The sequence below is a fragment of the Methylovirgula sp. genome (assembly GCF_037200945.1).
Taxonomy (GTDB): Bacteria; Pseudomonadota; Alphaproteobacteria; order Rhizobiales; family Beijerinckiaceae; genus Methylovirgula.
Genome location: NZ_JBBCGP010000001.1, coordinates 2,649,704 through 2,663,175 on the forward strand (window position 1 = coordinate 2,649,704; position 13,472 = coordinate 2,663,175).

The following is a 13,472-nucleotide window of genomic DNA, read 5'->3' on the forward strand; positions in this document are numbered from 1 at the left end:
AGCGACTACTCTGCCATTGCCCCTGAATGCGCGGATCCAGTACACCTCGGCCACGCCGTTTGAAAACGAAATCGTCGAGGGTTTGTCGAACTTTGCAGATTATTTCTCACCCCGTGAAAGCGGCGGCAACTCTATGGCCGACGTTGCTCATCGCCGCGCCTGCGGCTGCGCCGCCGAACGGCGCCTCGGACACACGTCGGGGGTGACTGCAACGCCTAAGTTAGACGCCGCTGCGGACGATCGTGCGAACTATCGAAGCTTGATAAACGTCGCCGCGAAGCGAGAGGGGCCTCCTCCGGAGATTACCGACGCCGTCATGGCGGTTGAAAGTGGGTATAATCCCGGTGCTATAGGCACCTCGGGCGAAATTGGGCTGATGCAAATCCTGCCGTCGACGGCGCGTTTGATGGGCTTTCCCGGCGCGGACCTGGACCTTGCGGTTCCCGAAACCAGTATTCGAGTCGAAGAGGTCAATCGCTACAGGCCCGGCATGATCATCGTCACCAATGGCGATCTTGCACGGCGCGTCGTAAACGGGACGTTTGAAATCGATAATCTCAAAGATTTTGTTCCGCAGGTGGAGCAATGTTCGGTGCACGAGCGACCTCGTTGCCGGGCGGCATTGCCCTGCTGGGCTAAAATCCGAAGCGTTCGGCGCTAAATCCGAAGCAACGCCATTGTTGGTCGATCTCTCACCATTTTTTAAGAATCTTGGCTCCTGAGCAAAGATTTCTGCGGGTTTTGGACGTTCCGGTCGTCTTTGAAAATGAGGGGGCGACGAAGGATTTGCAGTTCTTCGATTCCTTGTCTGCCTCCGGCTGATTTTTGACGAGGACGTGAGCAGTGGCGGGGCAGGGTGTATGTGTTTCTGCCGAAAGGGGCGGTCCGATGCGACGTGCGGCCCGCGCGACCCTTCAGTGCGCTAGCCGCCCCAGATTTCTGAGCGAGCGTCGTATCTCGGCGGCAGCCCCTTCGGCCGAAGGGCGGCGGGGGAGTGCGCTTCGACCTCTATCATTGTTTCGTGCTTTCGGGTCGGCTCGAGGCGAACGCCCAGAATTCGTGTTGCGCAATCGTCAATCGCGGCGGCGGCATTTCGGTGGGGCATTTCGCCCTGTTTTCACTTTGGAAGTTTGAAGGAGCGCACGATGGCTGTCGGCTTGGATCTTACTGAATTGAGCGGATTTCAGACGAAAGCTGAAGATTTTCTAGATCAGGGCGTGGTTACCAACAACGGCGATGGAACTATTACTCTGGATTCCGCCACCGATCCCGTGACAGGTGTTCCGGGTAATCTTCCGGCTGGGACGTCGATCTCGTTTTCAGCGTTTAACGCGAATAACGCCAATCAATCGTTTTCCTTTGGTGAAATACTCCACAACGGCGCCTCGGTAAACGGTATTGGCATTGGCGGAGGGTTTGTTAGCGGTCACGGCCAAAGTCCTCATCTCGTGGGCTGGAATTCGGAAGGTTTATTGTTTAGCTATGTAGGCCAGTCGGTCGGAGGACCGAAGTTAGAATATGCTTTTCTGGGTGAACCGAGTGCGGCTTTGCAGCCGGATGGTCTTCCTACAAACGCTATATTCAATCAAAGTCTCGGCGACGTTCCCGCGGGTTTTGCCGCCCTCTGCTTTGCTGACGGGACGTCGGTCGGTACGCCCTCAGGTGGTATCGCGGTCGAAGATATGAAGGCTGGCGATGAAGTCCTGACGGTTTCGGGCAAGGCACGGCGCGTTGTCTGGGTCGGCGAGATGCTGGCACGGCCGACGAAGCATCCGCGTCCCCATGAAGTCAATCCGGTCTGCATCCGCGCAGGCGCCTTCGGCGACGGCCTGCCAGTGCGTGATCTGCGAGTCTCGCCCGGTCATGCGCTTTACGTCGATGGCGCGCTGGTACGCGCACTACAGCTCGTCAATAACGCGACTATCGTGCAGGAAGAGGTCGAGCGCATTCGCTATTTCCATGTCGAGCTCGAAAGCCATGATGTTTTGCTCGCCGAAGGTCTGCCTTGCGAGAGCTATCTTGATGATGGCAACCGTTCCTCCTTCGCCAATCGCGACGAGGCCATTCTGCTTTACGGCCGGGTCGATCCGATCGGTTGGGAAAAGGCCTGCGCGCCATGGATCGACGAAGGGGCGCAGCTTGAGGCGCTTCGCAGCCGTCTGCATGCCCGTGCCGAGGCGACGGGCTTCGAAGTGTCGGTTGAGCCCGGCCTGCATTTCGTCGTCGACGGCGCGCGGCTAGAGCCATTCCACACCATTGACAATCGCTTCTGGTTCCAGGTTCCGGCCTCTAAGGGCATTGAACTGGGATCTCATGCGGATGTGTTGACGCATGTGGTGCCGGGTGCCGGTGATGGCCGCCGCCTCGGCGTTGCCGTGAGCGATCTGCGCGTCAACGGCACGGCAGTGGCTCTGAGCGATGGGGAGATATTCGGCGCTGGCTTCTACGAGGTCGAGACGCACAAGGATCGCGCCTGGCGCTGGATGGACGGGGCCGCGGCGCTTGGGTTGGTCTCGGACCGGCCTGCATTGGTTGAGATCGATCTCCACATGGTCGCGCCGACCTGGAAGCGTCGCGCCCCGGCGTTGCGTTTGGTTCAAGCAGCCAATGGCTAAGACGCACAGAACTGGCGGCGAGCATCTTTTCGCCGCCAAGGCGTTCGCGAATGCTCGGGGTCAGTCGTGTTGAATCATGTCGTAGTGGATGAGAAAGTAGAGTTGGCTGTGTCTACGGCGATGGCAACGGGAGCGGAGAATTCTCTCTGTTCCTGCGGCAGCGGATTACCCTCGGTCGCCTGTTGTAGCCTGAAGATGGCGGGCCTTCGGCCGGCGGAGCCGACGCCGGAAAACCAGACGCGGCTCGAGGCACTGCGGGATGCCCGCAAGCAAGCCAATCAGGCGGCTGCGACCGATCTTTCGATCGTCATTCTCACCGAACAGCCGACGCTGCTCGACGCGCTCTCCACGCTCTTTCTCATCCGCAGGGATCAGGCAAATCGTACCGCAGCGCTGGCCCTTATCCGACGCGCAGCGGCACTTGCGCCGCGAGAACCGCGCTATGCCAAATATCTGATTGAGGAGCTGGGCGAGCAAAAGGCCTGGCGTCAAGCTGAGGCTTCAGCGCGCCGGACTGTGCGCCTCAACCCAAATAGTGCTTTGGCGCACCTTCTTCTCGGCCAGGTTTTCACGCAATTGTTCAGGTACGAGGAAGGTGAATTCCATGTGCGTCGCGCGCTCGCGCTCGGTGAGGTACGTGCGCCTGAAACTTTGATGACACTTGCCGGAAATTTGCGGATACAGGGCAAGTTCGATGAGGCCCGGGACCTCTTTGACGAAGTGTTGGCGCGCGCGCCAAGCGCTCCGCGCGCCCTGCTGGGGCGCGCGCAGACCGAGCATGTTGCAGGGAACTCTGCGGCTGCGGAAGAGCTATTGAATCGCCTAACGCCGCCCGGCGAAAATGTTCCGCCCGCGGTTATTAGCCTGAAGGCGCAGATCGCGCTTGCATCAGGTAGACCACAAGACGCCCTTGAGCTTCTGGCGCGGGTCTCGCAAGTCGCTGGGGCAGAGCGGCATTATTTGCGCGGTCAGGCTCTAGACAAGCTTGCTCGTTATGACGAAGCGTTCGCGGCGTTTGGCTCAGCCAATGCCGAGCATGTTACGATGGCTGGCCAGTCGTTCAATGCTGCTAGACCGCGAGCGATCGCCCGCACCTCGCGTCTCTTTGTCGCCGATGAAGGTAACAACGGGCTGCCCGCGATAGGGAAGGCGTTTGGCTCGCAACCCTTGTTCATCGTCGGCTCGCCGCGTTCCGGAACGACCATGCTTGAACAAAGCCTGTCGATGCATCCGAATATCATCGGCGGCGGCGAGTTGAGCAGCCTCATGCACGCCGCTGCAGCTTCTGCCCGGCTTCTTGGCAGCCCGGCGCGCTATCCGCTGTCTTTGACCGAACTTTGGATTGCCGATGGCCGCGAGCAGTTAAGTCTTCTTCGTGATCATTACCTGAACAGCGCCAAAGCGAAATTATCTGACCTCACAGCGCCCTGGTTTACGGACAAGGCTCTGACGCACGAGCTTTATCTGGGTTTCATTCATCTGTTGTTTCCGCAATCGCCGATCATTCGCATTGTCCGTCATCCGCTGGATGTGGTGGTTTCGAACTACGCCAACGCCCTGCCGCATGGCGGCTTCAAAGGCGGCGTGAGGGACACGGCGGACTATTGCAAACTGCTGCTTGAAACAGCGGAAGCGACGCGCCAGCGCAATCCGGACATCAATATCCTGGAAGTCCGCTACGAGGACATTCTTGAAGATCAGGAAGGCTGGACGCGGAAGATGCTCGATTTTGTCGGCGAACCGTTCGACGAGGCCTGCCTGCGCTTTCACGAGAACAAGCGCTACGGCCGCACTGTGAGTCAGCATCAGGTACGCGAGCAGATCAACAATAGGTCGAAGTACCGCTATCGCAATTACCTGAAGCATCTGAATCCTGCGATCGAGGTGCTTCAGTCCGAAATCAGCCGTCTGGGCTACGAAATCTAAGGGGGGCTGTTATGGACGTTTCCTTGGGACGTCGATTGAATGGCGCGTGCAAGGACGAAATCCTCTGTTACGTCAACGGTGCAGCCGAGTAGTTCCTCGCAGCCGTCGATCATGATCCTCTAAATCGAGGGGATAGGGCGGCGAGGAGAACGAAAATAGTGAGGCGCGAAGTCATTGCCACCCTACTCTTCGCAAGCGTGAGTCTGGCGCCGACAATTTCGGCTGCGCAAGATTTACGCTCCGCGGCCCGCGGAATTCCACAAAGTGAAACACCGGCACCGGATTCGAACGCGTCAGGCGACCGGGCGGGTTATTTGAAACTGGTCAAGGCGGAGGCCAAGCAGGAAGGCCTGCCATCGGAAATCGCCGATTCCGTCATGGCGGTCGAGAGTGGCTATAATCCCGCTGCCATCGGCACCTCCGGCGAAATCGGCCTGATGCAAATCCTGCCCACGACCGCACGGATGATGGGATTTGCCGGATCGAACCTCGATCTCGCGATTCCCGAGACGAACATCCACTATGGCGTCGCGTATCTCGCGGGCGCCTGGCGGCTGGCGGCGAGCGACATCTGCACCGCGGTGATGAAATATCGCGCCGGCTATGGCGAGACCCGCTTTTCTTATCGTTCCGTCGATTATTGTGTTGCGGTTCGCGGCAAACTGAGCGCCCGAAATTATCCAGTCACAGGAGACGTTCCGGTCGCGACCTTCGGCGAGCCGGGATCATTGGTCGCGGGCGAGGGCTGCCGCCGCCACTGCCTCGGCGGAGCGGTGGCACATGTCGATCTCGCGGCCCTGAACACAAGGCTGAGCGCGCTCGTCGCGCAAATACACTTCGGGAAATAGATTATCTGAACAGGATCATGGTTTGAGTGTTAAGCCGACTTTTGGCCACAAGGATGATATTCGAAACCGAGAGTCGAAGGCGGCAGCGATGGGGAAAAATCAGATGCGGCGTGCTATTTTCATCATTGCCATTGCCATTCCGGCGATCGCGATCGCTCCAGCCCTGGCACAGAAACAGCCGCCGAATGACCTGCCGCCGATTGATGTGTTGGGGCATCGTCCTCCCAAGGCCAACGCGTGCGGATCAGAAAGCGGGGATCAGCGGCTAAATTGTCTAAACCGCAAGATGGAACACCAAGTCGACCACATCAATCCGCCGGCAATTTCTGCGCCGCTCGGCGCCAATTCTCCAGATACAAAAATCGGGATCGTCAACCTGCCGGCCGTGCAGCAGCAATACGGCCAGAACTACGGGAAGTCTGTCATCCCCTTCCGGTCGCCACCGCCCGTCTTCGCGCCGGCCCTCGGACATCATTAGAATCGGTATTTGTTACAATTCGATTGTTGAGCTGTCGTCATATGGAAGTAATATTTATTGCGAATTGCTAGGCGGAAGAATTCCCGGCAGATCCTTGAGACATATGGACGTGTGCAATCTCCTTTTAAGTGCAGATAGAAATCACTCGCGCGTCAAGTACCTCGGACTGCAGCTTATCGTGAGTTGCCTCCTGTCGTTTGCCGGTTTCGTTGAGGGAAAGGAAAACGGAGGTCTCGCCCGGGTGCGTTTGATGAATTTTGAAATTCCGGCGCAACCCTTGGCGTCCGCCCTGCAGGCCTATGGCGAGGCAACTGGTGAGCAAATCCTTTATGAGAGCCAATCGGCTCTAGGCCGACGGTCCGTCAATGTGACCGGGAAATTTCCGGCAGATGCCGCGCTTATTCGTCTTTTGGCGGGAACTGGCTTGCAAGTGCACCATACTGGCGTGCACGCGATTACCATTTCTTTCCCCCAATCTGACGCAGAGGAACCTTCATTCGCGAGCGCGCCTATCAAGGCAGATTTAAATTTGGGCACTCTGTCGGTGCGCGGTACGGCAGAAAGTGACGATGGTTCGAAACTTCGCAATTATAGTGAAATAATAAAACTCGATGTTCAGAGTGCCCTGCAAGAAAATCCGTCGACTCGTATTGGTGCCTATCATTTTGTCGCCAATTTATGGATTGATCCAGATAACCGCATCGCGCGTGCGGACCTCTCCCAGTCGACGGGCGACCAGGAAAGGGACGACGCCGTGATTTCAGCACTGCAAAATTTCAAATTAAGCGCGAGGCCGCCAGCTGGCGCCCCAGAACCGGTGCGGGTGGCCGTCAGCGTGAAACCTTATAATGAATAAGCCGACGACATCGGATCCACAGACGGATGCTGAGCCAATCGTGCCGGCGCGCTGGGACGATGGCGATCAAAATCGGTTTTGGACGTCCCCGCAATTTGTTCGGTTTATCATTATACCGGCCGCGGTTTCGCTCGTCCTTGCTGGCGGTGTCCTCTGGATCCGGGCTCAACTGCCCTCAGACATGGAGTCGCCGGGTGAGCCGGCAACCGTGCAAGTTCAGCTTTTGCGGCGCCCGGATCCCGAACCAATTCCTACCCGTGTTCCCTCGCCAACCGCGGATTCGGCTATAACGACCGAAAAGCTGTCTTTTCGGCACGAGACCAATGTCAAGACTGCTTCCACAACCGAAACTGATAGCATCGACACATCGGCCCCGGCTGTGGATACAGTCGTGATCCCCGCGGTTGACGACGCGCCGACGCCGTTGAGTTTGCAGCCGAACAGTGCAATCGCAAATTTTCAGCAAGCATTATTGCGGCAGATACGACGCTATCAGCGCTACCCCGAGGCGGCACGGCACGGGGGGCTAAAGGGGACCGTCGAGACTTATTTTGTCGTTCGGCGGGATGGGACATTGCTTGATGCCAGGGTGCAGTCTAGTTCCGGCCAGCTATTGCTCGACGACGCGGCGATTCAGGCGATCCGGCGGGCGCAGCCATTTCCATCGATTCCGGCCGGGCTCCCAGACCGGCTCGGCGTCCGGCTTGGAATCGCTTTTTCACCCTCATGATCCTCAAGCGTTCGGTGCAAAAATACAATCTCAGTTGTCGAAAGCCGTATAAAACTTAACCTCGATGCAATTGTCACAAATCTGTTGTTTCGCCCCGCTAGAGCTTGTTCGGCGCAGTAAAAGTTGTTGTTCGGGGCAGTACATGTGGGGGCGGGACGCTTCAAAGTCCAACAGATCGCGATTACTTGCGCAACTCATTGAAGATTATGAAGATCTTGTCAGGCAACTTACATGGCGGTTGGGCTCCCAGGACTTCGCCTATGAAGCTCTTCATGAAACCTTTCTAAGAATAGATCGCGTGGTCGACACCCCGCCCATTCGCAGCCCGAAAGATTTCATATTTCGCGTCGCAGTCAATGTCGCGAAGGACCGGCGCAAAGCGCAAAAATATCGCGTAAGTCCGTCCGAAATCGATACATTACTTGAGGTTCGGGATGAGTCGCCGGATCCGGCCCAGATCGCGGAATCGCGTTCCGAGATTGAGGCGTTGAAGCGCGCGCTTTTGACGTTGCCACCGCGCCAACGGGAAATTATGCATTTTATTTCGATTGAAGGCTTGCCACCGAAAGACGTCGCCAAGCGATTGGGGGTCAGTCTTCGGACTGTCGAAACGGATTTCAAACGTGCGTTGAAGTATTGCGCCGAGAGCCTCGGTCGCGATCTTGTCCAACGTCTCGGTGGCCCGCGGCCAAAATATTGAATCAATCCGCGCTTGCTGATCTCGATCTCTGCCCAGCTCGGGCCTTCCACCAGTAGATTTTAGTATGTGTTGTGACGCGCGCGATATTTTTGCGATTATTTTCCGACATCCCGTTGCAGGATTGGGGAGTATGAATCGTCTTGCTAAGGGAAGGGACGTAGCAGGGGAGCAGGATGAATAAAAGAAGTTTCAATAACATATGCTTTCGCTTTGGCTGTTATTCTGCCCCTTGGCCTTCAAAATCGAATCGGCCGGGACTGCATGTCCCGGAAATGGGGCACCAAGACTGTGCAGAACTTCCGACGGACTGTCGATTTTTGAGACGAATCTTTTACCGCTGACGTTGGCTTCCGTACCTTGGACCTGACGGAGAGAGATCGTGCGGTTTCCACGACGGGGGGATTTTTCACTGTGACCGATCCCCCAAACGAGCGCGAAACTGTTCCGCTTCTCGATCAAGCTCTCGAATGGATCGCCCACTTGAAGGGGGGCGAGCCGACGAGAGCCGACATCGAGGCTCTTCAGGCCTGGCGCAGCCAAAGCCCAGCTCATGAGCAAGCGTTTCAATCGGCGCTTCGCCTTTGGCGTGACATGCGCGCGGCGTCTACGGAGCTTGCCGAAAAGGGGACAAGCGGCGTCGTTACATTCCGCCATTTAAATCCGGCGCGAGTTACTTTAACGCGCCGCGTTGCAATCGGCGGGGCTTTGGCGGCATCGGCTGCCGGAGTCGCCGGTTATTCCGCTTTTCAGCCGCCCTTTGGGTTATGGCCTTCCCTCAGAGAGCTTTCGGCGGATTATCGGACCGGCAAGGGTGAGCAGCGCGAGGTCGCGCTGACACGCGACGTGTCGCTTAAATTGAACACGCTTACGAGCATTGCCGTGCGCGCTACGTCCGGCATGCCGCAAATCGAATTGATCTCCGGCGAGGTCGCGGTCGGAGTGCAGACGGGCACCAACGCGCCGCTTATCGTGACCGCCGCGACGGGGCGAGTAACTGCTGCGGATGCGAGCCTTGATATTCGCTGTATCGACGGCACCGTCTCGGTCGCGTGCCTCAGAGGCTCCGCCTCCATCGAGTGGGACAGCCATCGCGTCCAGGTCTCACAAAACCGGCAGGTTTCCTATTCGGCCCGCACAGGGCCCGACGCTCCGGCTGCGATCGATCCTGCGCAGGCGACCGCCTGGGAGCGTGGATTGCTAGTCATCAGTAACCGCTCGCTCGCCGAGGCCGTCGAAGAGGTCAACCGCTATCGGCCGGGGTTGATCGTCATCACCAACGGCGACCTAGCGCGCCGCATTGTCAACGGCACTTTTGCAATCGGCAGACTCGACAGCTTCATCGCCCAGGTCGAACAATTGTTCGGCGCTCGTGCGACGGATTTGCCTGGCGGGATCGTGCTCCTCGGTTGAGGCGGCCAATAGCCGAAGGTGCGCCTGCGTGCCGACAACGCTCCCATTTTAGAGAATCTTCTGCGGGTTCCCTCCGCCACAATCGTCTTGATGGCTGAGGGGGCGTTTGCAATGCGCCCTTATGTTTTGTTTCCGCGGTGTCCTGCGCCGCGGAATCTTTCGATTGTCTCGAAAGTGAGCCGCGGTGGCGTCGTATATGCAAATCTGGGAGGGGGCGTGTTTTCACCGTGCGGCGCGCCGCGGCTTCCCGGTGCGGATCTCCGCTATATTGCCGGCCCAACCTCCCGCGGGCAACGCCGATGGCCGTTCTCTCGCTTCGCTCGATCTACGCAAGCGACAGCTTGTTACTTGCGCGCGGCTCGTGCGGAACGTTGCTTCCTTCGAGAGCAATGAGCGGAACTCCCGTGCCGCGGAACTACGTCTCGACGGCCTCGCGCGAACAAAATATCCGGGCGCGGGCGTATGCTAGCAGGCACGCGAGAAGATCAACAACAAGTCGAAGTACCGCTACCGCAATTATCTGAAGCATCTGGATCCTGCAATTGAAGTGCTTCAGTCCGAAATCAGCCGTCTCGGCTACGAGATCTAAACGGGGGTCGTTATGGAAAGTTCTTTGGGCCGTAGGTCGAATACCGGCTATCTGGCGGCGCGCGAGGCGCAGGTGCTGACTTGGCTCTGCGCACGAATGCCGGCGTTTGTTGTGCCTGATCATTTGACGGTGGTGGCGCTTGCGGGGGCCTTCATCACGTTCTGCGGTTTCGCCGCCAGTGGCTACAATCCTGGGTTCCTCTGGGTTGCGGGCCTCGGCCTTGTCACCAACTGGTTTGGTGATTCGCTCGATGGAAGTCTTGCCCGCTATCGTGGTCAAGCCAGGGCGCGCTACGGCTATTTCCTCGATTGTATGAGCGACGCCTTTTGCTGCCTGATGATCATGATCGGGCTCGGCCTCAGTCCCTATGTCCACATGGAAGCTGCGCTGTTCTCGCTTGCCGGCTATTTCATGCTGTGCATCTTCGTGTTCCTCAATCACCATGTGAACGGCGTGCACAAGCTTTCGTTTCTCGGCTGCGGCCCGACCGAGACGCGGTTGAGTCTCATCGCTCTGACGGGCCTCATGCTGATTTACGGTCCCTCGCATCTCCTCGTCTTCGGCCATGCGCTGTCGATCTATGACTTGGCGCTGATTGCCAATGGCCTGCTGTCGATCGGGGTTTTCCTCAGCCTGATGATGAAAGGGATTGAGCAATTGAGTGTGCAGGATCCGGCGCCGGTCGCGAATCAAATAGTGCTGGCCGAGGCGCGGGGTTGCGACTGAACACTAAGGGAGTTCGACGACGGATTTCAACAAGCCCTTGTTTTGGATGGTACCTTGTCACGCATGATAGCGCGCGCCGCTTTGATCGTCAGCCTGACATCTTGGCTTGGCGCCTGCGCCATGATTCCCAATTCTGGACCAAGCACCGGAGATATCGTCGACAAGAAGGGAACCTCCGGCGCGCCGCAATATGAACTCGTCGACATCACACCGCAGGTGATCGGCATTTTGCGGGGCCAGAATCGCGAGAGTTTTGAAGCGCGATTTGGCGATTATCGGCCGTCGCAGGAGCCACGCATCGGGGTCGGTGACAGTGTCGAGGTCTTGATCTGGGAGGCGAGCCCCAACGGTCTCTTCTCGGCGGCGGCGACCTCCGATGCCGAAAGCCTTTCGACGGGATCACGCGATACCGTCATTCCGAGCCAGGTCGTTGGACGCGACGGCGCGATCTCCGTGCCGTATGCCGGGCGTGTTCCCGTCGTCGGCCGGACGACGCGCGGCGTCCAGAAGATCATAGAAGACGCGCTGAAGGGCAAAGCGATCCAGCCGCAGGTTGTGGTCAACGTGACTCATGCGGTGAGCACAACGGTGACCGTCACCGGCGAGGTGACGAACGGATCCCGGGTCCCGCTCAGCGTTCGCGGCGATCGGATCATGGATGTCATCGCCGAGGCTGGCGGGGTTCGGGCGCCTGTTGACGAAACCTACGTCCAGCTGTCCCGGGGCACCGTTACAGCGCGCGTTCCTCTGAGCCGAGTTGCTTCTGACGCGCGCGAGGACATCTATCTGCGGCCGGACGACGTCCTGACACTCATTCACGACCCTCAGACCTTCATCGCTTATGGCGCGACCGGAAAGAATGATGAAATTCCCTTCGATGCCGAAGGGATCACTCTGGCCCAGGCCGTGGCCAAGGCCGGGGGGCTGGTTGATACCCGCTCGGACGCCACAGGCATCTTCGTCGTACGTCACGAGCCGGAAAGCGTGGTGCGACTGTTGCACCCAGACCTATCCCTGCCGGGGCCGCAGATCCCTGTCGTCTATCGGCTGAATATGCGCGATCCCAACAGCCTCTTCGCGATGCAGAGCTTTCAATTGCGCAATCGGGATTTGGTGTATGTCTCGAACGCGCCGCTCACCGACATGCAGAAAGTCATGGGCATCGCCAGCGGTACGATGTCGCCTGGGCTTTCCGCCGCCCAGGTCTGCGTCGAGGCAGGTTGCCGTTAGATGCATCTTTGCGATGCGTTCAAGCCGCGCAAGAGCGATATCTCGATGTCGGTAACCTATGACGTCACGCGGCTTGCCGCGCGCTTTCTGAAATCAACGCCGAATGGCATTGATCGCGTCGACTTGGCCTATGCGCGTTATTTCACTCGGCTGCCTGAGGCGTCGGGGCTGATGATGACGTTGTTTGGGCCACGCGCCATTACGGCGCTTGATGCACGCAAGCTCGTCGCTGAAATTTCCTGCCACTGGCGCGAAGACCGCGAAGTGCGCAACGGAGACATCTCTTATAAAAGCGTCGTACAATGGCTGCGTGGCATGCCCACCGCCGATTCTGGCTCGGCCGTCGGGATCGGGCGCCGAAACGGCGTTTTACGAGCACCGGCTCGATTGGCGCGGCGGTTCGTGTCCCCTTCCGGCCGCGATCCGATCCGGTCGGTGCCCGAGAAGGCGATTTATCTGAACGTCAGCCAGTTTCCGATCTGGATCACCAGCTATTTAGCGTGGCTTAAGCGGCGTCCGGACATCAAGCCGGTTTTTTTTATCCATGATCTTCTGCCGATCGAGACACCGGAATATTTTCGCGAAGGCGAATACCAACGCCATCAGTTGCGGTTGCAGAACATCGCCACCTTCGGCGCCGCCGCGATTGTCGCGACCGAGGCTGTAAGGGTTTCGCTCGACCGTCATCTCGCCAAGTTGGGGCGCAATCTGCCGATCCTGGTTGCGCCAATTCCCGCCTCCCGGGTATTTTCACGTCGATCTGCGCGCGATCCAGATCTTGCAAATGCGAAATATTTCGTGGCCTGCGGCACGCTTGAGCCGCGCAAGAACCATTTGCTGCTGCTACAGGTCTGGCAGGAACTCATCCATCGCTGGGGCGCTGCCGCGCCCAAACTCATTCTGGTAGGCGCCGACGGCTGGAAAAACGAGCGTGTCGCGGACCTCCTCCAACACTCCGAGATTATTCGCGGCCACGTCCGGCATGTCGCTGGCCTCTCGACGGCCGGACTCAAACGCCTCTTTGATGGTGCGGTCGCCTTGCTGATGCCATCGTTCGCGGAGGGCTACGGTCTCCCGGTTGTCGAGGCGTTGACGGCTAACGTGCCGGTAGTCGCCTCGGACATTCCGGTTTTTCGCGAGATCGGACGGGGCAGGGTGAAACTGATCAGCCCGCACGCGGGCGATGAATGGCGCGCAACGATCGAAAGCTATATGAGCGCCCATCATATCGGCGGTTCACACGGTATCGCCGGTGGCGATGCCGTCGGTGCAACCTGGCAAGAATATTTCGCGACGATCGAGAATTTTCTCGCTGGTTTATAGAGGTCCGCTTTCGCGATATCTAGGGCCGTGGCTGAAGGCTG

Annotated in this window: 12 protein-coding genes; all 12 read left to right on the forward strand. The window is 58.4% G+C overall.

The window, feature by feature from the left end:
* Positions 1-16 precede the first annotated feature (16 nt).
* The 12 genes from WDN02_RS12935 to WDN02_RS12990 all read left to right on the forward strand — a co-directional run bounded on the left by WDN02_RS12935 (position 17) and on the right by WDN02_RS12990 (position 13,431).
* Positions 17-661 (forward strand): transglycosylase SLT domain-containing protein, encoded by a 645-nt coding sequence (locus tag WDN02_RS12935; protein ID WP_337293885.1) that lies wholly within the window; start codon positions 17-19, stop codon positions 659-661.
* A gap of 484 nt (positions 662-1,145) precedes the next feature.
* Entirely contained in the window at positions 1,146-2,615 is a 1,470-nt protein-coding gene (locus WDN02_RS12940; protein WP_337293886.1) for a Hint domain-containing protein, read from the forward strand.
* 195 nt (positions 2,616-2,810) lie between these two features.
* Positions 2,811-4,541: a sulfotransferase gene (locus tag WDN02_RS12945; RefSeq protein ID WP_337293887.1), complete on the forward strand. Its 1,731-nt coding sequence runs from the start codon at positions 2,811-2,813 to the stop codon at positions 4,539-4,541.
* A gap of 158 nt (positions 4,542-4,699) precedes the next feature.
* The gene (locus WDN02_RS12950; RefSeq protein WP_337293888.1) at positions 4,700-5,389 is read left to right on the forward strand and encodes a transglycosylase SLT domain-containing protein; all 690 of its coding nucleotides are present in this window, start codon (positions 4,700-4,702) and stop codon (positions 5,387-5,389) included.
* A gap of 103 nt (positions 5,390-5,492) precedes the next feature.
* Complete coding sequence (locus tag WDN02_RS12955; protein WP_337293889.1) at positions 5,493-5,867, forward strand: hypothetical protein; 375 nt, start codon at positions 5,493-5,495, stop codon at positions 5,865-5,867.
* Positions 5,868-5,976: 109 nt separating this feature from the next.
* On the forward strand, positions 5,977-6,723 hold the full coding sequence (locus WDN02_RS12960; RefSeq protein ID WP_337293890.1) for a secretin and TonB N-terminal domain-containing protein: 747 nt from the start codon (positions 5,977-5,979) through the stop codon (positions 6,721-6,723).
* Between the two features lie 391 nt (positions 6,724-7,114).
* Entirely contained in the window at positions 7,115-7,453 is a 339-nt protein-coding gene (locus tag WDN02_RS12965; RefSeq protein ID WP_337293891.1) for an energy transducer TonB, read from the forward strand.
* A gap of 64 nt (positions 7,454-7,517) precedes the next feature.
* Entirely contained in the window at positions 7,518-8,153 is a 636-nt protein-coding gene (locus WDN02_RS12970) for an RNA polymerase sigma factor (protein ID WP_337293892.1), read from the forward strand.
* A 411-nt stretch (positions 8,154-8,564) separates the two neighbouring features.
* Positions 8,565-9,563, forward strand: coding sequence for a FecR domain-containing protein (locus WDN02_RS12975; protein ID WP_337293893.1), 999 nt, complete (start codon positions 8,565-8,567; stop codon positions 9,561-9,563).
* Between the two features lie 601 nt (positions 9,564-10,164).
* Positions 10,165-10,878 carry a CDP-alcohol phosphatidyltransferase family protein gene (locus WDN02_RS12980; protein ID WP_337293894.1) on the forward strand — a complete coding sequence of 238 codons (714 nt, stop codon included), beginning with the start codon at positions 10,165-10,167 and terminating at the stop codon, positions 10,876-10,878.
* A 63-nt stretch (positions 10,879-10,941) separates the two neighbouring features.
* The gene (locus WDN02_RS12985) at positions 10,942-12,108 is read left to right on the forward strand and encodes a polysaccharide biosynthesis/export family protein (protein WP_337294939.1); all 1,167 of its coding nucleotides are present in this window, start codon (positions 10,942-10,944) and stop codon (positions 12,106-12,108) included.
* Positions 12,109-13,431, forward strand: coding sequence for a glycosyltransferase family 1 protein (locus WDN02_RS12990; protein WP_337293895.1), 1,323 nt, complete (start codon positions 12,109-12,111; stop codon positions 13,429-13,431).
* Positions 13,432-13,472: the final 41 nt, after the last annotated feature.